Here is a 24545-nt window from a genome sequence, read left to right on the forward strand (position 1 = left end):
AGCGCTGCCCGCGCAATGGACAGCAGTTGGCGCTGACCCTGGCTCAGACCGGAACCGCGCTCACCGAGCACATCAAGGTCATTGCAATCTAGGGTGCCATCGCCGTCAGTATCCGCATCGGCCACGCCACAGCCACAGTACCCCGGTTCGATTTTCAAGGGGTCGGAGGGGCAGTTGTCAATGGTAAAAGTTGCGGTACAGCTTTTATCTGTTGTCATGTCCACTGAGCCGGAAGTGCATTCTGCTGCATCCGGACCGCTCCACCACTCAAAGACCGAGCCGCTGTCAGCCGTAGCCGTGACCGTGGCCACCTCACCATAGTTATAGGTACCTGCACCGGACATTGTTCCGCTTCCGGACCCCGAAGCGGTAAGGGTCAAGGTGGGGTTTGCGTCTGGGGTTGAATTTAACGCTCCCACCGCGTCAATTCGAGGGTAGATCACATCGACCCTGGAATCATAAGTGGGTATGCCGGTACTTTTCAAAATATTCTCGATCTCATCTGGCGACAAGAATGGATTTTTCTGGACCATCAAGGCAGCTAACCCCGCGGCATGGGGTGAGGACATTGACGTTCCTGACATATTGCTGATACCTCCCACCAAGCCAGAAGAATCGATTTTTGCCCCTGGTGCGAGGATGTCAAGTTCTGGTGACACATTACTGAAGCAGGCAATTTGATCCGCATCGGTTTGCGTGTCCGTGCATGCACTCCAAAAAGCGGCATGCACATCAGCGTCGTAAACCGCCCCGACAGAAATAGTTGAAGACAGACATGCCGGTTCGCCCATTCCTGCAGTGTTGGCGGCATTGCCGGAACTTGCAAACAGAACAATGCCAGCCGCTTTAACGGCGTCTGCAGCAGCAGCAGAAGCAGGATAAAACGAATCGCAATTACCAGAATAAGTAGAACTTGATCCAAGGCTTAGATTAACAACACGGATGTCATATGTATCTCTGTTACTAACGACCCAGTCGAGGCCCGCGATGGTGTCTGCAATAAAACCGTTACCAGAGTCATCCAGCACTTTAATCGCAACAATTTTTGCTTCAGGCGCCACCCCCATATAGGTTGTGTTCCCGGAAGTGATAATCCCTGAAACATGTGTGCCGTGTCCGAGACCGTCTTCTGCGCTGCCTGGACCGCTAGCCCTTGATCCACCGAAGCTCTCATCCCCCGGACAGCCGTGATATAAGAAGCACTCTTCCCAGAGAAGGTCATTATCCAAGTCTGGATGATCAGTATCGATGCCGCTATCAATTACTGCAACTGTCACCCCGGTACCGACATTGCCGGCAGTATGGGCGGCATCCGAACTCATTAGCGGGCCGCTTTCTGCAAGCTGGGCATTCATCATTATATCTTCAATAATTATGGCAATATTGGGATTGTCCTTTAGCTTTTCCAAGGCTTTCTGGTTAATCCTGCCAGTAATCCACGGAATGTTTTCCAGCTGATGTCCAACTTTGATGTCATTTTTGCGTTCTTCCGGAGAGAAGGCCATCATCAATACTTTTTTTTGCAACCTCTTGATGTCTTGTTTGCTGATAAAGTGGTCTGGGTCTGCTGCGGTCGTCATCTTTTTAATTGAAGGCCGTTCCCATTCTTCCTTCAGTTTGATAAGGACAGCGACCTCTTCCCCGGAGGCAGCTTTTTGCTTAATTTTGTCGCTGATAACCGGGAGGTAGCGCTCTGCTTGACCGGGAAGGTTCACATTCCCGGCAAACGCAGATATTCCGCTCAAAACTATCACAATGGTTACAGCGATACAGAAAAGAGGCTGCGCTGATTTTTTCATGTCCTTATAATCCTGATTGGGATGTTGGCCAATCCGTATGGGGTGCATATGCGTATGACGACACACCACTGGTTTGGTTCTCTGCAATGAAAAAAGAGGATAACGTTTTTCAGTATATGTTATTTTTGTGTTTCTGCCCAGAATTCAAAATACCCAATCGCCGCAAATCACTATTTTTGCGCCTGAAAAGAATTATCATCAGCCATCTGTCTTACGTTTGAAATGTCACGTAACGGTGGTGCGGCAAACAGATTCACCCCAAGATCTACCCGGCCTTTCTGGCGAACGAAAAGAGCATAGCCAGATTGGTAAAGCGTTGCCAACGTGAAGTATTTTAGGTCTATGCCAATAACGGCTAATTTTCCCCCATGGATCAGCAAGGTCAGCGTAAGATGGCAGTACTTCGAAAGACGGGGAGGGGCTATTCCGTGAATTCTTCTTTGGTCTTCTCCACCTGTTCGGCGTAATGCGCCAGCAGAGTCCGCCTAGACAGCATGTAAAGGACCTTTTGTCGGTTTGCACTGTCGACCACCGGAATTTCGTCTAGATTGCGGGCGGTCAACTTTTTCATTACCTCGGTTAGGTGTTCCTCCGGGGTCACGTAAATCACGTTTTTGGTTGCCATGTCGCCTGCAATCACCAAGGTAGGCGGAATATCCTCGTTGAGGATCCTGCGGATATCGTTCACAGAGAAGATGCCGGTCATCAGCCCCTCGTTATTGACCACCGGGTAGTAGGCGGTCTTCGCCGCGGCGATCTTATCAAGGATGTCCGGCAGGGTCATGTGTTCGGGAATGAAGGTTGGCTTGCGCCCTTTACGCGCCAAGGTATGGACCTGGATTCCTTCTAGTACATCAATTACGAAATCCCCGAGATGGGCTGGGGAGTCGAAGCGACCGGGGACCTGTTTTTCGTAGATAGTGTTTTTGCGCATCACAATCATTGCAACTACGCAAACTAGCATCAGTGGGGCGAGCAGGCCGTAATTCCCAGTTAATTCAGAAACCATGATCAGGGTAGCGATCGGTGCGTTGGCGACCCCGGCGAAAAAGCCTGCCATTCCGACCAGCACATATGCACGCGGATCCTGAGTGATCGCCGGGAAAAGCAGCTCTGCTGAAGCGCCAAAGGCGCCACCCAGCATGGCACCGATCACCAGTGAAGGGGCAAAGACACCGCCGGAGCCGCCGGAGGAGATGGTCAGGCTAGTGGCGATGATCTTGCCTAGCGCAACCACCAGCATCACCCAGAGTGCCATCTTGCCGTACAGTGCTGCCTGTACCCAGCCGTAACCGGACCCAAGCACCTGCGGGATGAACATCGCCATAATTCCGAGAGCCAGGCCACCGAGCGCCGGCTTCTGCCAGTTTGCCAGCGGTAGCAGTCTGAAAGCGTCGCGCAGGCCGTAGAATGTTTTTACGTAGACCGCGCCGAGCAGCGCGCAACAGACGCCTAAGGCCAGATAGAGCAGCAGCTCCGCTGGGTGGTCAAAGCGAAAGTGTGGCGTATCGAGCAGCGGTTTCCAACCGGTGATAGCCCCGAACAGCGAGTAGGCGATAATCGAGGAGATGATACAGGGGATGAGTCCTTCATGCTCGAATTCCGGGTCGCGGTAGAGAACCTCAACGGCAAATAGCGCACCGCCCAGAGGAGAACGGAAGGTTGCGCCGACTCCACCGGCCATGCCGGCGAGCAACAGAATGCGTCGGTCCGTGGTTGTCAGGTCGAGCTTGGTGGCAACAAAAGAACCGAACCCGGCACCGATCTGGGCGATCGGCCCTTCTCGTCCGGCCGAGCCGCCGGTGCCGATTGTCACGATCGATGCAATGCTCTTGACGATCGGCACCCGGCCACGGATGATGCCGCTTTTCCGGTGAAAGGCTTCCAGCGCGCCGTCAGTGCCGTGCCCTTCAGCCTCCGGGGCATATTTATAGACCAGCCAACCAGAAAAGAGTCCGCCGAGCGCCGGGATCAGAAACAGGCACCAGCGATAAGGGGTAGCGAGCCCGCCGATGAAGCTGGTAAAGGAGGATTCCGGGGTGCCTTCCAGGGGGGGATGAAAATTACCGACCTTGCCGAGCATCAAGTGTTCAACACTGTTGGTGGCAAAATAGAAGAAGAGTGCACCGCAACCGGCAACGACTCCTACCAGCGCCGCTAAAATCAGCAGGCGGAATCCTGTGCGGTCGAGAACCTTAAGCAGTCCATTGATGATCGGCATCGAAAAACCTTGAAAATTCAATCAGATTAAAAAACTGCCTTGTTTTTTAACAGGTTTATGATGGGTGAACAAGGGTGTAAAGCCGGACTCTCCCATCTAGATTAGTGTGTTTTACACGATATACGCAGCCGATTCGCCGCTGCTGCCAACTCATAAAGGCGCGGCATTGCCAGATGTCCAGCCTTCCAGGGGAGGAGCAGATCGAGCCCCTGCTGATCCACCTGCGCCAACGCCTGCCGCAGGGTTTGGAGCAGACCATCCTTCTGTTCCGGCTCTTGTTGATGGCAATAAGCGAGCAGGCGACCAATCGATTCAGTCTGTCCGGCGTCAACCAGCTGTTCAACTTTCGAGAGGTCGATTCGGATATGGCCGTATTCTATCTGTCGCAGTTCGCGGACCAAAATTTTCGTTTCCCGCTGGCCACGCAGGGGGCCAGTCTGTAAATCGATTCGGCGCCTTTGTTGTGGGCGAAGAGGCTTTTTTTCTGTCGCTGTGGGGGCAGGACCGGCAATTTGCTTAGCTTTGTCACTGACATCAAAAACCCGGTAGTTATCGAGCATGATCACCGTATCGGCGACCGCCAGGTAGTCGCCTGAGCCGCCGGTGACGATCACAGTTGAGACCCCCTCCTTTTCATACAGTTCCCGGACCCGGTGTAGCAGCGGCGTGATCGGTTCCTGAGCGTCCGGCACCAGTTGCTGCATCCGCTCGTCACGGATCATGAAGTTGGTCGCTGAGGTATCTTCATCGATCAACAGACAGTTACAGCCGCATTCAAGCGCTTCGATTATATTGGCGGCTTGGGAAGTGCTGCCGCTGGCGTTATCAGTGGAAAAACAGTCTGTTGTCCGGTTGCCAGGTAAAGTGCCGATGAAAGGGCTGATGTTGACCCCGTTGACCGCCCGGTGATCCTCGGCGCGGATTTTGACCGCCTCGGGCAAGGTCGCGACTAGCTCGCGACCGTCATCGGGGATATGATTATAAATCCCCCGTTCCAAGGCTTGCAGCAAGGTCGATTTGCCGTGGAAGCCACCGCCGACGATCAGGGTTACTCCTCGAGGCACGGCCATGCCGGTCACACTGCCTTGGTTTGGCAGCTCAAACCTTTGCTCCAGTGACGGGGGAGAGTGAAAGGGAACGCCCGCTTTCAGCGGACGATCATCGATGCCGCTCCTGCGTGGCAGGATCGCGCCGTTGGCGACAAAGGCAATGGCGTTTGCGGTCGGCAACAGTTCGCGTAGCATCTGCTGATCTTCGGCCTGTTCGATATGCCGCTGCAGCAATTGTAGTTCACGTTTTTGCCATTGCAGTCCATCGGCGATAATCTTCGGCAGTTCGCTGAAGAACATCTGCGTCGCTTCGTCCACCAGGATAGAGCGCCCTGAGCCGGGCAGGGCAAACAGCAGGCGGGCTTCGATCTGTTGGTCGGTCACCAGAACCGCATTGCGGCGCAGTACCTGCTGACCGCTGGTGGCGATCGAAATCTCTCCGCTGCGACCGGTCCCGCGCCGACCTTTGACATGCTTTTTGATCGCTTCCGCAAGCATCCGGCCGAGGATGTCTTCCAGGGCAGTTTGGCGGATGCGGTTTTGCCAGAAGGTTTTCGGCAGGCCGTGCTGCTGTAAACCAATCTGGATGCTGATCCGCGACGGCAGGGCAAAAGGGTCGCCCTGGACATGGTCGATCGAGAGTTGAAAAGGGCCGAAGTCGTAGTTCCCCTGTAGCTGTTTGTAGGCCTTGTAGCCTCGGCCGTCGATCTGCTGTAAGCGCTGGCGCAGCCGCTCCATAAACTTAGGTGCTCAGGCGCGGGGCCAAGTACTGGCCGTAAAGTTTTTGTGCAACCTGATCGGTTTCACTGCCGGAGAGTTCGGCAAAGGTCAGCAGCGGGTCGGCCAGGGACAGTCCTTCCGGTTGCCAGCCGGTCCAGCTGCACTGGCGGCCGAACGGTTGCAGCATGGTGATGCTGCCGTCCGGGTCGGGGGTTAGGTGCAGTTGCAGCATCAATCGCAGCTGCTGCTCCGGGGGCAGATAGAGTACGGCGTTCTGTGGCTTGAAGCCGCTGATCAGCAGCGACGCACCTAGCTCGCCGCCGATCAGTACCTGTTTGCCTTCCGGCAGTTGCTTCAGTCGTTCCGGCAGATGGGATACGGTGTAGCCGGGCGTCAGCGCGCAGCGCTGCAGCATCAGTTTCGGCCGCAGGGTTTCCAGGTAGCCGAGCTGCCAGCGCTGTAGCAGCTCCTCGACGGCATGCAGTTGACGTTTACCATCCTCAACAACCAGATTCCCCCTTTTTTCCAGTTCGCCGAACAGGCTGCCGATCGCGCCGAGAGCGATGCCCGCGTCGTCTGCCAGCATCCGGTAGGAGGCAGTGATCGCCTTCTGGTTGCGCAGGAACTGGTAGACCAGTTTCAAACCGGCGGTGCGGAACAGGCGGTCGGCAGTTGGCGGTTTGGGGGCATGCTTCTGCCCACCGATTTCGATGTAGAGTGGCAGTTGGCACAGGAACAGATTCCCTGCACAATCGACATACTCTATCCCCTGCTGTTTCAGTAGCGCCGCCATTTTCGGGGAGATGTAATGGCTGACCAGCAGGGGACTGGAGTTGCTCGGCGCGGGGGTGGTTTTGATCTGGTGGATGACCAGATCAATCAGGGTCGGAGTCAGCTTCGTTACTAATTTCAGATAAAAATAGCGGTCGCCCCAGGGACCTGAGAGCCGGAAGGTGCCGGCAAAGGGGCCACCGACCTTTTTCAGCATGAACTCGATTTTGCTTCCGGGGATGTTGCGGATTGACTTCAGGCTGTCGTATATGATCTGTTCGTCTTTTAGAAGTGGCTTCCTAGGCATCAATTCTCTCTTTTAATCGCAGTCTGTGTTCATGGTAAATGCAGTGTTCATCATTTTTGGATCTTGTAGATTGAACCGGATGCCGTTGCGTTTGTCAAGCGTCGATGCGACAAAAACAGGGTCGGTTGGCCGAACGGAATTTAGGCTCTAAATTAAGCAGTTTGAGGACATGTTGTAAACGATTTGAAGTAGATAAGATTATTTTTCTCGAATAATCTGTATTAGATTGTGTGCATGGAGGCTTAAGATGCGCTTTCCCTCTGGTTGTTTATTCCTTGTTTGTTGTTTTTTGACTTGTTCGAGAGTGTTTGCTACGACGCCACTGGTTGAGGGAAAAACCGCAACCATGCCGCAAATCGGCGGCCGGTTTGCCTAGAAAGCGAACCGGCTTTATTTAGTTGTGGTTCCAAAGGTGAAAAAGTTTATGTGGCCAGCGGCAGTCGCAAGGTGACGGTTGTCCCTTGGCCGAGCGTGCTTTCCACCTGGATGCTCCCTTGGTGGTCATCGACGATCTGCTTGACGATGCTCATGCCGAGTCCCAGCCCGCCGACTGCGGTATTGCTTGAATCGCAGCGGTAGAACTTGTCGAAAATTCTCCCCAACTGTTCTTCAGTCATGCCGATCCCTTGGTCGGTGATCGTAATCTTGTAGATATTGTCCACACTAGCTCCGGAAACGCTGATGTGGGTATTCCCCGGCGAATACTTCACCGCATTGCTCAACAGGTTTTCCAGAACCTGTACGAATCTTGCTTTGTCGGCCAGTGCGGGGTGTTGTTGTCGCTCCGGCAGGTCTATATCGAAGCGGTGCTGATCACTGGCCAGCTGGAAGTTGTTGATAGTACGCCGCAGCAGTGCACCCACCTCGGTCGGCTGGATATCGAGGGGGATTGGTTGGCCCGATTCTATGCGACTGATGTTTAGCAGGTCATCGACGATTTTCGACAGCGACTCAGAACGGTTGAGGATCTCCTCCATGAAGTCACGCTTCTGGTCGACGCTGAAATGAGCTTCCATCTCACGGTCGAGCAGCAGTTCGCTGTAGCCGAGGATCGAAGTCAGCGGCGTGGTCAGTTCGTGGGCGGCCGTCGAGATGAACTCGGTCTTGATCTGTTCCAGAGCGCGTTCGCGGGTGACATCACGCAATACCGAAACGATGCCGGTCTGCGAACCGCGATGGTCAAGGACCGGGGAGCTGTGTACCTGGATGATTCGGTGGGGCGAATTCTCGGTAGCAGGCAGGTCGATATCGAATGGCGGCATGGATTCAAGCTGGGTCGGGTCGGGAAGGCTGTCCAGCACCTTTTTGAACAGCGGTTGGCCGGGGGCACCAAGCAATTTTTCCGCAGGGCTGTTGTGTGACAGAACCTTGCAGGAGAGGTCGGTGACGATCAGTCCGTCAGCTACCGATTTGAGCAGGGCGTCAATCCGGCGGTGGGCGTCTTCTGCTTCACGCAACGCGTGTTCGCGAAGGATCCGGGCGTTCACGAGCTCATCGATGTTCTTGATTGTGCCGACCACTCCCATATCGATATTGCGGCCTGGAACCGGAGAACTGGAAAAAAGGACCGTAACCCGTTGTCCCTGGGCCGTTTCCACCTGAGTTTCCAAGTTGGTTACCCGGCGTCGCAGCAGAGCCGATGCGAAGCTTGCTTCGGTCAGGGTTTGTGGCGGATTCGGGAAAAGGTCAGCCAACGGTTTTCCAAGCAGATTGTTTTCCTCGCATGCGAACAGCTCAAGGGTGGCGTGGTTGACCTGCTTGAGGATTCCCTGCTGGTCGGCGACCACCAAGGGGTCGATGATCGATTCCAGGATCTGTTGCAGCGATTCACGCGAATTCCGGGCGCGAGCTATGTCCTGGGTCATCGCGTTGATCGCTTCTCCCAGTTTTTCGAAATCGCGGTCCTGATAGAGTTCGAGGTAATGGTCGTAATCACCGGAACCTACTTTACCTGCGTGCTCAATTAGGAGGGAAATATTTCGGGTCAGATGGCGGACCACGCGCGTCGACAGAGCACCGCTGAGGACTGTAACCAGGATGCAGGTCAGGCCGGCAAGCAGTTTTAGATTGGTCAATTCTTCAATGAAGGTGGCGTACGGCCTAGTGGAAACCACTTGCCAGCCTGTCAGTTTGACCACTTCTGCCGCGAAGAAGACGTCATTGTCCAGATACTCAAGCCGTTGCGGATTTTTCGGCAGTTGTCCGGTGAAGGTCGAAAAGATCGGAACGCCATCTTTTTGTGAAATGATCTGCTTATGGTCGAGTAGCGTGAGGTTGCCGTCGTCAACATGCAGCAGGATTTTATCGAACAGTTGTAGCAGTTCCTCAAGGGGAATGGTAATCAGCAGGGTGCCGATGAACTCATCGCCAAAGTAGCCGATCTTGGTGACAGCCAGTTGCAGAGCGGGCTTATCGAAACCGGCACTTCTTTGACTGATGCCGACTTGGACCTGATTCGGCTTGGCCAGAGAACGGGCAACCACTGGGGTCTGCTTCTGGTTGAAAAAATATTCCGAGGGGCGGCTGTTGACCAGTCGGACCGTTTCATTGCCATCTTTGTCAAGATAGCTGATCAGCGGAAAACTGTCACTTAGAACGGTGAAGTGCCTCACGAACACTTCTTCCAGCGGCAGGTCGCCGTAGCGCTGATGGAAGCCCTCTAGGTCAAGGCCTTCCAGTGTCTGGATCAGACTGTGCAAGTAGGAGTCGATGCTCTGGGCCGCTTCTCTCGAGGTGTGCTCGAGTTCGTTTGTCTGTAACTTGAATATAACCGGTATAAACAGAGAATAACTTAAGGCACCAAGGAAAAGGGTGGTTGCCACGATTGTGGCGCATTGTAGAATCAGAAATCTTTGGCGGATACTCAGCATAGCAGGAAAGTTTCTTTTATTCTGTCTTGGCCGGTACCGCGTTCAGTGACAGCATGATCTCTCTTGCGTCCTTGCTGAACAGATAGTCGATAAATTCTTGCGTTAGCCCGGTTGGTTGTCCCTGCCAGACAATTCCAAACGGTACCACCAGTTTGTAGTGTCCATTCTGCACATTCTCAATCGAGGGGGCCACCCCCTCAAAGGCAAACTGGATTAAGCTTTTTTTCTGGATCTGGGCCTGCGGTAGATAGCCGAAACTATAGCGGTACTGGCCTAGGGTATCGCAGGCTTCCGGAGTGCTGTAGACAGTGCGGCCGGCAGGATTGTCGATTTGACTCATTTCGGGGATGTGGTGTTCCAGTACCTCTTTAGATGAATCGCCATCTTCCCGATTGGCGATATAGATCTTGTGATCGGGACAGTTGCCCAACTGGTTCCAGTTGGTGATCGTGCCTTTTTGAATGGCGATGAACTGTTCTGTGGTGATGTTGGTGACGCAGGCTTCGGGAAGGTTGGCGATAAAAACCACCGGTGAATAGGCAAATGTCCGCTCGGTTAGGCCTTCTGCTTGCTCTTTCGGCTTAAGCGGTCGAGCGATTCGGGCCAGTTCTGTTCTTCCGGCCAGCAGCAGTTTAATTCCGCCGCCGCTGCCGACGCTGTTCGGAATCATGATATGGCTGTCCGGATGCTTTTCCAAAAACGATTGGGCCAATTTGCGCAGCAGGTATTGGCTGTCACCGGTCCCGGCTATGGTAATAGTTTCGCCAAAGGAGAAGGAGGGGGAGCATATGAAAACTGAAATGCAGCCAAGCAAGAGTCCGGTAGGGAAGATCTTTTTGACGAATTTCATCATACAGAGCTCCAAGGATGGGGTGCGTTATGAAGCTTTAATCATGGCCTCCAGGCGGGGAACTGTCAAGCAAGATTTGTAACAATTTTTCAATAAAGGTCTTGAAAACTTTGACCTTTTTTCTGCCGATGCGGGGTTGTTCTGCTTCTGTTTCCGGTAATTAAATGTGGTCGGGAAGCGTTTGTTGGGGAAGCGCGGGAATACCGCTGGACGGTTTTTCTTGTAATCTACTGTTTTATTTTTGGCTTTAACCTTTCTCCACGCGATATTTTTCTACCGAAAAGCTAAAATCTGTTTGCAGATTTGCAAGTTGAATGGAAATCCTTGTGATTACTTATTGTTAAGTGTTCTTTTTGCTTTTCAGTGTGTTCGTTTTTGGCGTTTATTTTTGCGTTGGTGCAAAAAAAGCTGGGTTTTATCTATTTTTGTTGTGCTGATAAATTCCTTTAGTAACAGGCAGTTGAGGCGTTTTCTTGTTTTTTAGAACATTGGTATATTTGTTGCTTTTTGAGACCTCTGAATTACGTTTCTCTTTTGATGAAAATATAAAGGAGTCAATCATGCAGGCAACTATCAATGACGTACAAATCGGTTATGATGATTACGGGCAGGGGCCGACAGTCCTTTTTGTCCATGACTATCCTCTCAACCGGAAGATGTGGCGACCGCAGGTGCAGCCGCTGGTAGATGCCGGGTTCCGAGTCGTGCTGGTCGATTTGCGCGGTTTCGGTGAGAGTGAACTGGAATCGGGGCGGGTTGGCATCGACACATACAGCGCTGACGTCATCGGTCTGCTCAACTACCTGGGGATAGGCCGGGCGGTGGTCTGTGGTTTGTCGCTTGGTGGGTATGTATTGTTCGATCTGATGGAGAATTACCCGCAACGCATCGCGGGGGCCTGTTTTGCGACCAGTCGACCTGTTTCAGATGACATTCAGGAACGGGCCAGACGGAACGAGCTACTTAGCGCCTTGCAGGAGGGGCGTGTCGAGCAGGTTAAGGAAGAGCTTTACGGTATGCTGTTTGCCGGTCAGGAAAAGACCCTGTCCGAGTCGCTCCGGGATGAGGTACGTGACTGGATTCAAACACTGAAGGGGAAAACTCTGGATGTCGCTTTGCAGGCAATCGGGCAGCGGAAGGATTATACCTTCCTGCTTAAGTCGCTGAAGATTCCCACCTTGCTGGTCGGTGCGGAAAAAGATCCGATTACCCATCATAACCATACCGATATCATGGCGCAACAGTTGCCGAACTGTTACAAAGCGGTCAAGTTAAGCAGTGGCCATCTGGTCAATATGGAAAAGGCCGATGAATTTAACGCTCATTTTATTGATTTCCTGCGCAACCTGACTCCGCAGAGAAGGCAGAAGTCATTGCTGCAGGTATGTTCAGCCATTTAAACAGTCCCTGCGATTAAGCGAGTTGTTTTCTGTTAATACGGGTTCTGGCCGAAAATGGCGGAGCCCGTTTTTATTTGCGCTGAAAGGGGTTTGTCTGCAGAAAATTGCAATTGTATACAAAATGTGTGACAATGCCATAAATCTATTTTTTTAATTTATATGTAAAAAAAGGGAGAGGATATCATGGGCCTGAAGAATTTGCTGGGTGGGCAGACTCTGCCCAAAGAGACTCACCTCGAAGTGCTGCCTCCGCATCAGGTTGTTGAGCATTGTTTCTGTCCGAACGGGCACAGTATCCTGAGCGACCAACATCAGTACGATGGCTACCCGGGAATCCTGCTGAAGCTGAAAGCGGCCGAGCAGGAAGGCCTCTTGTCGCTTAGTCCGATTATCGGTGACCCGGCCCGTACCTTCCACAATTTCAGGCAACAAAATGGTGATGTCATCGATATCTGTTGTCCGGTTTGTGATACGGTTTTTCCAATCTATAACCAGTGTGGCTGTGGCGCTCATCTGATCGCTTTATTTACCTCGCAAAAAAATGATTACTCCGATTGTATAGGCATCTGTCAGAGGATCGGTTGCCTGAACGCCGAAATTATCAGTGGTCGAGAGTTGCGTTTGCTCGATCGTGTCAATTACTTTTAGGCTCGGAGGTTTTCTCCGCACGGCATTTCTTGACAGCTTCCGGCTCCCTTTGTATATAAGCTGAATAACGTTTACGGTTAGTTGGCCAGACCGGATGAGGGAAGATTTCTTTTTTTTAAGTTGCCGCAGGGCTGGAGAGAATCTATGAAAATTGGACTGATCGGAATCGGCAAAATTGCCAATTACCAGATGCAGGCGATTTCCCATACCAAAGGGATCAGCCTGGTTGATGCGCACGATCTTGATCCGGTCAAAGTAGAAGAACTTCCCGGCAGCGTGACCTTTTACGATGACCTTGATGCGTTGCTCAAACGCTCCAAGGCAGATGCATTTCTCGTTTCAACGCCGACCCCGACTCACTTTGAGGTGGCGATGAAAGTGATCGAAGCCGATCGGGTAGCGATCGTAGAAAAACCGCTCTGTATCAGTCCTGCGCAGGAAGATGCTTTACGAACTGCGGCGGTGACCCGCAAGCTGCCACTTTATACCGCATTTCACCCGTCTTATGGCCGCGAGGTCGAATGGTGGGTTGAGCAGAGGGCACAGAAGAACTTTGATCTGGGGCGTTTGCTCGGTTTTGAATCCTGTATCTCCGATCCCTATTACTTGCATGGTGAGTTGAGTCTTGGCGCTGTTGGCAAGGCAGGTGCTTGGATTGACGGTGGCCTGAGCAGCCTGAGTATTCTCGCCCGCCTGATTGATCCGAGCGAAATGGAACTGGTCGATGGGCGGATGACGAGCGTTCCAAGTTTAAACTGTTCCGAAATTCAGGGGTTGGGGATCTATCGTTTTATGACCGACGGGCAGCCCGGTTTCGGGGTTGTCGACACCAACTGGACGCTGGGGAAAAATCACAAGATGACTCGTCTTTGGTATGAAAACGGCAACATTGAACTCGATCATGCCAGAGAATATGCGCGACTGGTCCGTCGCGATGGGGATGAACTGGTCTTCAACTTGGCGACCGACAAGCCGCGGCTGGTTAATCATTACCGCGGAGTGTTCTCCAACCTGACCGAGATGTTCGAAAAGGGGGAGGATAACCAGGAACTTTCTGCCAAGCTGCATCGCTTGCTGTTTGCCGCCAACCACCCCAAGTAGCAGTGCTACGCATCAGGAGGTAAAAAGCCGGGGCTGAAATTTTCAGCACCGGCTTTTTTTGTTACTCAATTTTGCTGATCAGCACTTCCCTCGGCTTACCGCTGCCGTCGGAGGGACCGACGATCCCTTCCTGCTCCATCCGTTCGATCATTCGGGCTGCACGGTTATAACCGACCCGCAGCCGCCGTTGCAGCATTGAGATCGAAGCCTGACGGGTGTCGGAGACAATCTTTAGCGCCTCGTCCCAGCGCTCGTCATATTCGTCGTCATCGCCATCGGAACTGCTGCTTGCTGCCGGTGCCTGAAGGATCGATTTGTCATATTCGGCGTTGCCCTGCTTGGAGAGAAAATCGACCACGCGCTGAACTTCCAGTTCCGAAACGAAGGCACCGTGAACCCGTTGCAGGTAGCCAACGCCTGGCGGCAAGAACAACATGTCACCCATGCCGAGCAGTGTTTCTGCGCCCATCGAGTCTAAGATGGTGCGCGAATCGGTGCGCGAAAAAACCTTGAAGGAAATCCGGGTCGGGAAATTGGCTTTGATCAGGCCGGTGATGACGTCGACGCTCGGTCGCTGGGTTGCCAGAATCAGGTGAATGCCCGCAGCGCGGGCCATCTGCGCCAGCCGGGCGACCGATTCCTCGATATCTTTGCCTGCCACCATCATCAGGTCGGCCAGTTCGTCGACGATCACCACAATGTACGGCAGGTGCCCGTGCTCCAACTCTTCTTCCGGTTCGATGAAGGAGGGTGTCTCCATCTCGGCGTCTAGGAAATCCTCGACCGGTTCCGGCTCCGGTGGCAGGTTCTCCACTTCTTTTGCTTCCTTTACCAGCTTGCGATTGTAGCCGTCGATATTGCGTACGCCCTTGTCCGCCATCAGCTGATAGCGACGTTCCATCTCCCGAACCGCCCATGCCAGTGCCAGCGAGGCTTTTTTCGGGTTGGTTACGACCGGCAGCAGCAGGTGGGGAATCCCTTCATAGATCGACAACTCCAGCATTTTAGGGTCGATCATAATCAGGCGTACATCTTCGGGGGTGGCGCGGTAGAGCAGCGACAGGATCATGGTGTTGATCGACACTGACTTGCCGCTGCCGGTCGAGCCGGCGACGAGCAGGTGCGGCATCTTGGCCAGATCGGAGACTACGACATTACCGAAGATATCTTTGCCGAGGGCCATTGGTAGCTTGCCGCCGGTTTTCTGAAAGGCTTCATCTTCGATAATTTCCTTCAGGTAGACTGTTTCACGATCTTTGTTCGGGATTTCGATGCCGACCACACCTCGCCCGGGGATCGGTGCTACGATACGGATCGAAACCGCCTGCAGAGCCATCGCCAGGTCATCTTGCAGGTTGGAGATCTTATTGACCTTAACTCCCGGAGCCGGAGCGAATTCGTACATGGTCACGACCGGACCTGGCTTGACCTCGACCACATCCCCTTCAACGCCGAAGTCAAGCAGCTTGTTTTCCAGCATCCTTGCTGCTTTAGTCAGACTTTCCTTGTCTATCGGCCTGGGATCTCCGCCATCGTGATCCAAGAGTGACAAGCCTGGCATATGGTAGCTTCCTGAAGGTTCAAGAAAAGAGAATGTTTCCTGGTTTTCCAGGTCGGTGGATTTCTTCTTTTTCTTGCTCGGTATTTTTTCTTGCTGCTGTTTTGGTTCCGGTGGAAGGATCCGCGGTGCTTTGATCTCAGGTTCCTTTTTGATCAGTTTCTTCTCTTTCTGGCGCAGTTCCTTCTTTACTTTTCTTGCCTCACGACTCAATTCCATCCTGCGACCAAAGCTCTCTAAGAAGCCGTCGATGAACAGAACCAGGGAGAAGCGGGTGGAAAGAATCAGCGAAACCAAGAAGAAGACGATCAGGACGATGGTCGCCCCGCCGAAATTGAGGTAGCTGGATAGAATCTGTACGATCACCCGACCGATAGCGCCGCCTGCTTCACGGATCTGGCTACCGAGCAATTCTACTTCTTCCAGTTGCAACGCCAATAGCCCGCCGAGAGTGATCTGCAGCAGTAAAAAAGCGATCAGTCGAGAGAGTCGGAAAGGCACTTCGCGGAACTTGAGCCACCGCCAGGCAAGATGCAGGCAACCTAATGGCCAGAGCCAGGCTGTCAGGCCGAATGCCTGATAAAGCAGATCGGAAAGGTGCGCGCCGAAGACACCGATCAGGTTGTTGATATTCGCCGGATTGAGGTTGTTGTTGAAAGATGGATCAGCGGTGCTATAGCTGCCCAGGCAGAGCATCAGGAAAATCCCCAACGCCATCCAGACCCATCCGAGGATCTCCTTGCGCATCCGATTGTCAGTTGGAAATTCAGGAGCTTCCTGTTTTTTTGTATTTACCGCGTTGTTATTTTTACTCATACCTACACAAGTTTTAGATGGGGTTATGGATCAGGCTGCGAGCATAGAATAGCCGATAATGCTGCTGCCGACCAGCAAACAGTAGATGGCAAACCCGACCAGCCGTTTGCGCCGGACAACGTTCATCAGCCAACGGATCGCAAACAGTCCGCTGAAAAAGGCGACTAGTGCGCCCAGCGCGTAGGCTGGAAGTTCACTGCTGGTAACACTTTGCAAATCTTTCAATGATAAAAGCATGGCACCGCCAATTGCGGGAAGAGCAAGGAAAAATGAAAACCGCGCTGCTGCTTCACCATCAACACTACGCAACAGCAGGCAGGCAATGGTTGAGCCGCTTCGGGAGATGCCGGGAATGATCGCAAACCCCTGCACGACCCCTACCAGCAGCGCATCGTTGGTGGTTAGCTGCGCAAGATTCCGGCCATCGTTGCGGTTTTTCTCTGCAACGATCAGCAGTAAGGCCGTCAGCAGCAGCATGCAGCCGATTACCAGCAGGTTTTCGAACAGGCTTTCAAAGAAGTCTTTGCCGGTCAGGCCGATGATGGCGGTCGGTATCGAGCCGATAACGATCATCCAGAAGGTGTGTCGATCATCAACTGCATAGGCGTCTTTGCGGAAAAAACAGCTTAGCAGTTTCCAGATGTCCTTGCGGAAATAGATGATAACCGCCAAGGTGGTTGCAAAGTGAAGCAGGACATCGAATAGCAGGCCTGGTTGTTCGAAGCCGGGCAGAAAATGCTGGGCAATCGCCAAGTGCCCGGAAGAGGAGACCGGCAGAAATTCGGTGAGCCCCTGAATCAGGCCGAGGAGCGTGGCATATAGATAGTCCATTATAAATTCAACCTGTAGATTTCTTTGTAAGGTTGACCTGCTTCGTTGATAAGGGCAGGTCTCACCCCTGCAAATGTTTTCCGTAAGTGTTATGCAAAGATTATAATTCCAGGATCACCGGCAGGATCAGCGGTCGGCGAGCTATTTTTTTATTAAAACAGCGGCGCAAGGCTTTACGAACTTCGACCCGTAACTCTTCCCAATCGCTGATCGCATCAAGACTATGTTCGTTCAGCAGATCACAGACCGCCTGTTTAGCTTCTTCCAGCAAGTTTTCGTTTTCTCCGTTTTCCTCAACAAAACCCTTGGTGAACAGCTCTGGACCGTGCACGATTGTTCCGGTGGATTGATTGATCGCCAGCATTAAAATGACCAAGCCATGATTTGCCAGATGCCGCCGGTCACGTAGCTGCATGGTGCCAATATCGCCAACCCCTTTGCCATCGACAAAGATCCGCCCGCTAGTAATCGTTTCTTCCAATGCCGCACCTTCGAGACCGATCAACAGTGGCTGCCCATTATCGAGGATAAATGCATTTTCTTCCGCCGTTCCCATCTCAACCGCGAGTTGGGCATGTTTGACCAGGTGCCGGTACTCGCCGTGAACCGGAATAAAATAGCGTGGTTTGACCAAATTATGTACCAGTTTCAGTTCTTCGCGGCTGGCGTGACCGGAAACGTGGATTTCGCTGGTTTTTTCGTAAAAGACTTCGGCGCCGCGGCGGTATAGATTGTTGATCAGGTCGGAGATCGCTTTTTCGTTGCCGGGGATAAACTTGGAAGAGAGAATGACAGTATCCCCCTGCTCCAGTTCAATCTGCTTATGGTCACCGAGAGCGATTCTCATCAGAGAGCTTAGTGGCTCGCCTTGGCTTCCAGTTGTTATTATTAAAACCTTTTCTGGAGACAGGCTTCGCATATCACGCAAGTCTATGAACTGCTCCTCGGCGATACTCAGGTAGCCGAGTTTGCGGGCTATGTCGATATTGCTGACCATGCTACGACCGTTGATCAGCAACTTGCGCCCGCAGGCTGCAGCAACGTCGGCGATTTGCTGGATGCGGTGGATGTTGGAAGAGAAGGTTGCCACAACAACTCTTTTGGCACAGTTTGGGATGATCTCTTCAAACGCTTTTTTTACCGTTCGTTCGGAAAGGGTGTAGCCTTCATTCTCGACATTGGTCGAATCGGCGAGCAGCAACAAAACACCTTCTTCGCCGAATTCGGCCAAACGGGAGAGGTCTGTGTTCTGCCCATCGACCGGGGTTTGGTCCAGTTTAAAATCTCCCGTGTGTACGATCAGCCCAATAGGAGTTCTTATTGCAAGCCCGACCCCATCGACAATCGAGTGAGCAGCGCGAAAAGGTTCTATTTCAAAGGGGAATAGGTCGATCCGTTGGCGCGGCTGGATTTCGATAAGTTGGATTTTATTGTCCAGTTCGAACTCTTTCAGCTTGTTGCGCAATAGGCCGAGCGTCAGGCCGGTGCCATAGATGTCCGGTTCTCCAAGTTGCTGCCACAGAAATGGAATTGCGCCGATATGGTCTTCGTGACCATGGGTTAAAAACAAGGCGATAATGTCGTCAGTTCGTTCTTCGAGGGAGCTGATGTCGGGCAGGACCAGATCGATTCCCATCATGTAAGCTTCGGGAAACATCAGGCCGCAATCGATTAGCAGGATTTTGCCTGCATATTCGATCGCCAACATATTCATGCCGATTTCACCGAGACCGCCCAAAGCAACGATGCGGACTGTTTCGGATTCTGTTTCAGCCATCACTGATGACTCCTTCCAGCTTTTCGGCGATCGGTTTGCGAGTGTCTGCAATCAGTTGTTCAATATCGACATTTTTTAGGTCGCTGGTCTCAATCGGCGGGAAAATTTCCATTTCGATCGCTCCCTTGTTGATCCGCAGGCTGTTTTTCGACATTACCGCGTAGCTGCCTTTGATCGCTACCGGCACGATCGGTACTTGGGCTTTCAGGCTGATCAGGAAGCCGCCTTTTTTGAACTCCTGCAGTTGCCCGTCTGGGGTACGGGTTCCTTCTGGAAAAACGATTACCGAGGCGCCGTCACGTATCTGCTTGGCGGCTTCACTCATGCTCTGCATCGCTTTGCGCCGGTCAGAGCGGTCAATTGGAATATAGCCGCAACGGCGCATAGCCAGCCCGAATAGGGGGATGTTGAACAATTCCTGCTTGGCCATCCAGCGGAACTGCAGCGGTAGCCCCGCATAGAGGATCGGGATGTCAAAGTTGCTCTGGTGATTAACAATATAGACGACTGATCTGCTCTGTGGAATATGCTCTGAACCTCTTACGTTGAACTTAAGTCCCGCTAACAGCAGTGCGCTGCGGCCCCAGAGGATTCCCCAGCGATGAACCGAGTTTTCCCCCAACAGCGAAATTGGCAGAGCTGCCAGTAGAACAAACAGCGTCCATGGATAAAATGTCAGATAGAAAAAAATTGTGCGTAGCACCTAAGCCTCCGCTTACATTAAGCTAATAACAATACTTATACGTACTTGGATTCGTCAAATTGTTTTTCTCATAAACGGTAGTGTAAAGGCTGGCTAATTATGCAAGGATTCAATCTGGGTATTTGGTTGTTTCTTACGCCTTTTACTGAGCGCTGTTTTTTGTTCGCATGCAAATCTAGTATGAGAAAAGTTATTGTTTGTTGTGGTTGGTTTTTTAGGCATCCCTTTCTTTCAGGCTATGCTTCCGGGATAGACTCTGCACGGGCACTGCACAATAAATTTCAAGCTATTTTTTCCTTCAGGCTGTTTATCAGCATGTCTCTTATGCGACAATATATATAAATCAATATGGATGGACAGTATTCACATTGAAAAAGGAGAATATTCATGGCTTATTACGAAAGCAGAATCGTTGATTTGACTTTTGACCAAGCGGTTGAAACGGTTACGGCGGAGCTAATAAAGGAGGGCTTCGGCATTCTTACGATGATAAATGTCAAAGAAAAAATGAAGGAAAAATTGGATGTCGATTTCCGAAATTACAAAATTCTCGGGGCGTGCAATCCTACATACGCCTTGAAGGCACTTACTGCCGAACCACATATTGGAACAATGCTGCCCTGCAATGTAGTTGTCCAAGAGCTGGATAATGGTGCGATAGAGGTTGCCGCCGTAGATCCCTTGGCTTCTATGAAAGCGGTCGAGAACCCGGCACTAATACCTATCGCAGAATTGATTGGTGCAAAGTTAAAGCAGGTTGTTTCTAGGCTGTAATGGCAGAAAAGTTTACACCTGAGACAGAATCCGCTTCTTATTGGTTTTAAATACTCAGAGTTCTGGGGAGAACACTTGCCGTTTCGTGTCCATTGAGGCCATCGACCTCAATAGCTATTTTTCTGCCCTGTCTGGCGGTGCATCTGGACGCACTCCGCTATTCCTGGAATGAAAACGCCCCGGTCTAGTCCGAGGCGTAATTTTGTTATGATTAGTGAGGCTAGAATATTCTTGCTTGCCTAATGGCCACTCAAATCCGACTTCTTATTTCAACTCAAAAGCGACCTTGATAACGACTTGGTACTCATTGACTTTACCATCATCTCCAATGTGGCCACGAACCTCCTGAACCTCAAACCAGGAAAGTTTCTGCAGAGACTGCTGTGCCTTGGTCACCGCCTGCTGAATCGCAGCCTCGATACCCCCACTAGAGACACCAATTACTTCTACCTTTTTGTAGGTCCTGCCCTGTCCATAGGTCATAGCTTGCTCCTTTCGCACACAATTTATAAAATTAATCATCTATTGGAAGGTTAGCACTACAATCTATTCTGTAAACTCAAAGCTCTGAGCAGTAGTATTTTTTCTGCAACCAGAAAGCAACATTCACTAACCCAATCAGTGCTGGCACTTCGACCAGTGGACCGATTACTGCTGTAAAGGCAACGGCGGAATCGAGTCCAAATACCGCCACTGAAACAGCAATCGCTAGCTCGAAATTATTTCCTGACGCGGTGAAAGCTACGGTGGCAGTTTTTGAGTAATCGGCCCCCACTTTAAACCCCATGCAGAAGCTGACCAGGAACATCACCACGAAGTAGATCAGGAGAGGGATAGCAATGCGCACAACATCGAGGGGGATGTTTATGATCAATTCTCCCTTGAGGCTGAACATGACTACAATAGTGAAGAGTAGGGCGATCAGTGTAATGGGGCTGATCTTCGGGATAAATATTATTTCGTACCAATCGCGCCCATTCAATTTTATTAGCAAAACGCGGGTTAGTATCCCGGCGACAAAGGGAAATCCCAAATAGATCGCCACGCTTTTAGCGATCTGACCAATGGTTACCTCAACTACCGCTCCCTGTAAGCCGAAAAGTGGTGGCAGTACAGTGACGAAAAACCAGGCGTAGACTGAGTAAAAGAGTACCTGGAAGACTGAATTGAAAGCAACCAGTCCGGCGCAGTATTCGGTATTCCCTTTGGCCAGTTCGTTCCAGACAATGACCATGGCGATGCAACGGGCTAAGCCGATCATAATCAGGCCGACCATGTATTCAGGATAATTGTGCAAAAAGAGGATGGCGAGAACGAACATCAGAATAGGTCCGATCACCCAGTTTTGGAGCAACGAGACACCGAGAATTTTCCTGTTGGCGAACACTTCGCCCAGTTCTTCGTAGCGTACTTTGGCCAAAGGCGGATACATCATTAGGATCAGGCCGATTGCGATGGGGATGTTGGTGGTGCCAACACTAAAAGCATTGACTACATCCTTTACTCCAGGGACGAGCCAACCACCCCCCACGCCGATAAGCATGGCGAGAAAGATCCATAGAGTCAGATAACGATCTAAAAAAGAAAGTTGTTTGGTTAGCCCATGCTTCACGGATCACCTTCCTTATTCGGGGTTAATGCAGACACCGATTGATCACAAAGAGAACTATATCAAGTTAGAAATGGATGTGGTGATGAACTGTCTCATGTTTGAAGGGCGGATACCGCTACTCTGGTCGGCGAATTAATTTATCAAAACTCTTTACAGCCCCGGAACAAGCCGCCGAATAAAGGCCTAATATATGGTAGCAAGCCTGTCTCTCGTCATTCGTCACTCGGCCCTAGCAACAAGGGGTGAGACCATATATGAAACGTGGTCTGTTTTTATGTGAGCAAGGAAAGAATCAACTGGGGCTGTTGTTGGGCTTGGGAGAGCACTGAAATAGCCGCATTCTGTAGGATGTTGCGTTGGTGATGTCTTTTCGGTGGATAAAAAACTCCTTTAGGAGAAATACCTAAAAAGATCTCATTGTCTTTATAGTGTTTCAAAAATAGTGACATGAGGAAGTCCTGATGATTTCCGGGGCTCAGTCGTTTCCTCATCTCGAAAATAGTACTCATTAAATCTTTCAGGCTTTTTGGGGAGGCTTTATTTACTTTATTTATCATGCAGCCTTGACAATTTTATGACCGAAAGGACAACTTTTTCATCGGGGCAGACTGGTTTTGGTATATCAAGCAGTAGTAAAATATGAAAAACGAGAGTGAGCCTTATTCAGTGAAGCATGCCCTGAAGCGGCAAAGTCTCTCTTCCGCTTGAAGGGGGTTATTAATATGTTTAAAATACAATATTTTGTTTGGATTCTGCTGCTTCTGCCCGTTTCTGTTACCGCTGCGACTCTTGTTCCCATGAAATTGATCGACGCCAATGGCACTGTTGCAGATGCCGGCATCATTGAAGTCAGCCAAACAGAATACGGCCTTGTCTTCACTCCCAACCTGCAAGGTCTGACTTCCGGTTTGCATGGCTTTCACTTGCACCAGAATTCGGACTGTGCTCCTGCGGAGAAAAATGGTCAGTTGGTCGCCGGACTAAGTGCAGGGGGACATTACGATCCAGCAGAAACCGGTAAACATGGCTCTCCCTGGGGTGATGGCCATTTGGGCGATCTGCCAGCCCTTTATGTCGACGAGCAGGGGCGGGCTAAAGAACCGGTTCTGGCTCCTCGTTTAAAGATGTCTGATATTGAAAATCGATCCCTGATGATTCATGCCGACGGTGACAACTTTTCTGATCTCCCGAAAAAGCTCGGCGGGGGTGGAGCAAGAATAGCTTGTGGAGTTATTCCGTAATTTTCAGGGACTTTCTTCGCTTTCTCTAAAATTGACTGGAATATTGCATTGATATTGTTTTCCAGTTTTTTCGAAGGTACTTGATGTGTAGCAAATGTAGTTACTTCAGTCGACCTTCTCCTTTTTTCTATAGGCATTCCCTCTGTCTTTTTGCCAAACCTGCCACAGGAAGGTCACTTGTCGGTTCGCTCTGACATGATAACGTTTTCGTTGTTATTTTCGAAAGAAAGGAGACACATCATGGCCGAAGTCGTCCACACCTCGCACGTTACGATCACCAGAGATAGGGGACCAATCAGGATAGCCAAAATAGAAGGTTTTTCAGAACCGGTTTTCTACGGTGTTCATGGTGGCATCAAAAAGTTTTATAACGTCGACCCGGTTGAAGAGCATGCTGCGACACTGGATCATATCGTCGGTGCGGTTTCTGCTTGAATGATGGGGACTTTCGCCAGCGTGCTGGCGACCAAGAAGATCAGAACCCACACGGACCGCTATCAGGCCAATGCCGAAGGAGATATTGAAAACGTCGGAGGGATTCTCAAAATTACGGAAATTCGTGTGCGTTATAAACTTAAGGTGAGTCCTGAAGAGGAAGAAGATGCCCGCTGGGCGATGGAGAATTATATTGAGAAATGCCCCGCTGCGATGAGTGTTACAGGTTGTATCCGCCTCAATCATTCCCTTGAGCTTATTGCGGGCTAAAGAGGATCAAATGTCGTGAGCCCCCGACATTTGGAACATAAAATCGGCTCTTCCGCATTGCTGTAATCTCAATGGCTTAGCGGAAGGGCCTTTTTCTTATGTGGTCTCTTGTCAAGACATAACTCACCTGGTTTTTCAGAGGGTATTTGAGCGCAATCTTTTTTTTATTCGCGCCCTTTTTATCGTCGGCTTTTAGAAGAGCAAGATGATAGGTGCGTTTATGAACATCAAGACCGATCCAGAAGGGCTCGGATGAATGGCCAGAGAGAAAAGACTCAAGAACTGATAAGCTGTATTTTGCCATGTTGGCCTCCTCGCTTGTTCAGATATGGGGATTTCTTTCAAGTCTACCCTGGAGACCAACATGGTATTTTTGATCCGGACTTTCGAGGCGGTTTCAGTTGAAATTTCCGTTTGTTTCCAGCTTGGTTGGGATCTGAGGGAAGTTTTTTGCTGCCAGTTCAGGACAGACTGGCTTCAAAACAGGCAGATTTTGTCGATCACCTATCTGCGAAGTTCATAGTTTTAACACTTCGCCGGGAAGTCTCCTTCCGAAAGGTGGGGGATGAAAGGCGAAAATGTTTTTTGTTGTAAAATGTTCAGTTCTATCTGATTATATAAACATGAGATACAGAACAGACAAGGGTGCACATTCGGTATACAGTCTTCAGTTCCACTATGTCGCATGCGTCAAGTACAGAAAAAAGGTCTTCAGCGACAACATTTCTTCTCGCCTTAAGGAAATCAACCTTTCCGTGGCCGAGAAATTCGGTGTTGAGATTATTGAGCAGG

The 24545-nt window shown here is 51.1% G+C and carries 21 protein-coding genes; 8 read left to right on the forward strand and 13 right to left on the reverse strand.

Annotated features, from left to right (window positions below; genetic code table 11):
• From Q7J88_RS11035 to Q7J88_RS11060, 6 genes are all read right to left on the reverse strand, one after another.
• Positions 1 to 1799 (reverse strand): S8 family serine peptidase (locus Q7J88_RS11035; RefSeq protein ID WP_303722270.1); only part of this gene is annotated, 1799 nt, incomplete at its 3' end.
• A 421-nt stretch (positions 1800 to 2220) separates the two neighbouring features.
• Complete coding sequence (locus Q7J88_RS11040) at positions 2221 to 4020, reverse strand: chloride channel protein (protein ID WP_303722272.1); 1800 nt, start codon at positions 4018 to 4020, stop codon at positions 2221 to 2223.
• A gap of 101 nt (positions 4021 to 4121) precedes the next feature.
• Entirely contained in the window at positions 4122 to 5807 is a 1686-nt protein-coding gene (locus Q7J88_RS11045; RefSeq protein WP_303722273.1) for an ABC-ATPase domain-containing protein, read from the reverse strand.
• A 4-nt stretch (positions 5808 to 5811) separates the two neighbouring features.
• The gene (locus Q7J88_RS11050; protein WP_303722274.1) at positions 5812 to 6867 is read right to left on the reverse strand and encodes a type IV toxin-antitoxin system AbiEi family antitoxin; all 1056 of its coding nucleotides are present in this window, start codon (positions 6865 to 6867) and stop codon (positions 5812 to 5814) included.
• A gap of 422 nt (positions 6868 to 7289) precedes the next feature.
• Complete coding sequence (locus Q7J88_RS11055; RefSeq protein ID WP_303722276.1) at positions 7290 to 9737, reverse strand: ATP-binding protein; 2448 nt, start codon at positions 9735 to 9737, stop codon at positions 7290 to 7292.
• A gap of 16 nt (positions 9738 to 9753) precedes the next feature.
• Positions 9754 to 10590, reverse strand: coding sequence for a PstS family phosphate ABC transporter substrate-binding protein (locus Q7J88_RS11060; protein ID WP_303722278.1), 837 nt, complete (start codon positions 10588 to 10590; stop codon positions 9754 to 9756).
• 557 nt (positions 10591 to 11147) lie between these two features.
• Between Q7J88_RS11060 and Q7J88_RS11065 the strand changes: the two genes are divergently transcribed.
• From Q7J88_RS11065 to Q7J88_RS11075, 3 genes are all read left to right on the forward strand, one after another.
• Complete coding sequence (locus Q7J88_RS11065) at positions 11148 to 11987, forward strand: alpha/beta fold hydrolase (RefSeq protein ID WP_303722279.1); 840 nt, start codon at positions 11148 to 11150, stop codon at positions 11985 to 11987.
• Positions 11988 to 12170: 183 nt separating this feature from the next.
• Positions 12171 to 12635 carry a hypothetical protein gene (locus Q7J88_RS11070; protein ID WP_303722280.1) on the forward strand — a complete coding sequence of 155 codons (465 nt, stop codon included), beginning with the start codon at positions 12171 to 12173 and terminating at the stop codon, positions 12633 to 12635.
• A gap of 144 nt (positions 12636 to 12779) precedes the next feature.
• Entirely contained in the window at positions 12780 to 13736 is a 957-nt protein-coding gene (locus Q7J88_RS11075) for a Gfo/Idh/MocA family protein (protein WP_303722281.1), read from the forward strand.
• Between the two features lie 61 nt (positions 13737 to 13797).
• Here Q7J88_RS11075 and Q7J88_RS11080 read toward each other — a convergent pair whose 3' ends face one another.
• The 4 genes from Q7J88_RS11080 to Q7J88_RS11095 form a co-directional block, all read right to left on the reverse strand.
• Complete coding sequence (locus Q7J88_RS11080; protein WP_369682023.1) at positions 13798 to 16041, reverse strand: DNA translocase FtsK; 2244 nt, start codon at positions 16039 to 16041, stop codon at positions 13798 to 13800.
• A gap of 99 nt (positions 16042 to 16140) precedes the next feature.
• Positions 16141 to 16941, reverse strand: a complete 801-nt coding sequence (gene uppP, locus Q7J88_RS11085; protein ID WP_303722284.1) for an undecaprenyl-diphosphatase UppP — start codon at positions 16939 to 16941, stop codon at positions 16141 to 16143.
• A 100-nt stretch (positions 16942 to 17041) separates the two neighbouring features.
• On the reverse strand, positions 17042 to 18718 hold the full coding sequence (locus Q7J88_RS11090) for a ribonuclease J (RefSeq protein WP_303722287.1): 1677 nt from the start codon (positions 18716 to 18718) through the stop codon (positions 17042 to 17044).
• Positions 18711 to 19421, reverse strand: a complete 711-nt coding sequence (locus Q7J88_RS11095) for a 1-acyl-sn-glycerol-3-phosphate acyltransferase (RefSeq protein ID WP_303722288.1) — start codon at positions 19419 to 19421, stop codon at positions 18711 to 18713. Before Q7J88_RS11095 ends, Q7J88_RS11090 begins: the two co-directional genes overlap by 8 nt.
• Before the next feature lie 387 nt (positions 19422 to 19808).
• On the opposite strand from Q7J88_RS11095, the gene Q7J88_RS11100 reads away from it, so the two are divergent.
• Positions 19809 to 20195 (forward strand): DUF302 domain-containing protein, encoded by a 387-nt coding sequence (locus Q7J88_RS11100; RefSeq protein ID WP_303722289.1) that lies wholly within the window; start codon positions 19809 to 19811, stop codon positions 20193 to 20195.
• A gap of 264 nt (positions 20196 to 20459) precedes the next feature.
• On the opposite strand, the gene Q7J88_RS11105 is transcribed toward Q7J88_RS11100, so the two are convergent.
• Together Q7J88_RS11105 and arsB are read right to left on the reverse strand one after the other, a co-directional pair.
• On the reverse strand, positions 20460 to 20678 hold the full coding sequence (locus Q7J88_RS11105; RefSeq protein ID WP_303722291.1) for a dodecin: 219 nt from the start codon (positions 20676 to 20678) through the stop codon (positions 20460 to 20462).
• A gap of 76 nt (positions 20679 to 20754) precedes the next feature.
• The gene (gene arsB, locus Q7J88_RS11110; RefSeq protein ID WP_303722292.1) at positions 20755 to 21807 is read right to left on the reverse strand and encodes an ACR3 family arsenite efflux transporter; all 1053 of its coding nucleotides are present in this window, start codon (positions 21805 to 21807) and stop codon (positions 20755 to 20757) included.
• 722 nt (positions 21808 to 22529) lie between these two features.
• Between arsB and sodC the strand changes: the two genes are divergently transcribed.
• From sodC to Q7J88_RS11125, 3 genes are all read left to right on the forward strand, one after another.
• On the forward strand, positions 22530 to 23048 hold the full coding sequence (sodC, locus tag Q7J88_RS11115; protein WP_303722293.1) for a superoxide dismutase [Cu-Zn] SodC: 519 nt from the start codon (positions 22530 to 22532) through the stop codon (positions 23046 to 23048).
• A 240-nt stretch (positions 23049 to 23288) separates the two neighbouring features.
• The gene (locus tag Q7J88_RS11120) at positions 23289 to 23483 is read left to right on the forward strand and encodes a hypothetical protein (RefSeq protein WP_303722294.1); all 195 of its coding nucleotides are present in this window, start codon (positions 23289 to 23291) and stop codon (positions 23481 to 23483) included.
• Positions 23484 to 23753 carry an OsmC family protein gene (locus Q7J88_RS11125; protein WP_303722296.1) on the forward strand — a complete coding sequence of 90 codons (270 nt, stop codon included), beginning with the start codon at positions 23484 to 23486 and terminating at the stop codon, positions 23751 to 23753.
• 76 nt (positions 23754 to 23829) lie between these two features.
• On the opposite strand, the gene Q7J88_RS11130 is transcribed toward Q7J88_RS11125, so the two are convergent.
• Positions 23830 to 24057, reverse strand: coding sequence for a hypothetical protein (locus Q7J88_RS11130; RefSeq protein ID WP_303722297.1), 228 nt, complete (start codon positions 24055 to 24057; stop codon positions 23830 to 23832).
• A 319-nt stretch (positions 24058 to 24376) separates the two neighbouring features.
• On the opposite strand from Q7J88_RS11130, the gene Q7J88_RS15430 reads away from it, so the two are divergent.
• A partial coding sequence (locus Q7J88_RS15430) for a transposase (RefSeq protein ID WP_369682024.1) occupies positions 24377 to 24545 on the forward strand: 169 nt, incomplete at its 3' end.

Source organism: Malonomonas rubra (assembly GCF_003247215.1).
In the GTDB taxonomy this organism is placed as follows: Bacteria; Desulfobacterota; Desulfuromonadia; order Desulfuromonadales; family Geopsychrobacteraceae; genus Malonomonas; species Malonomonas rubra_A.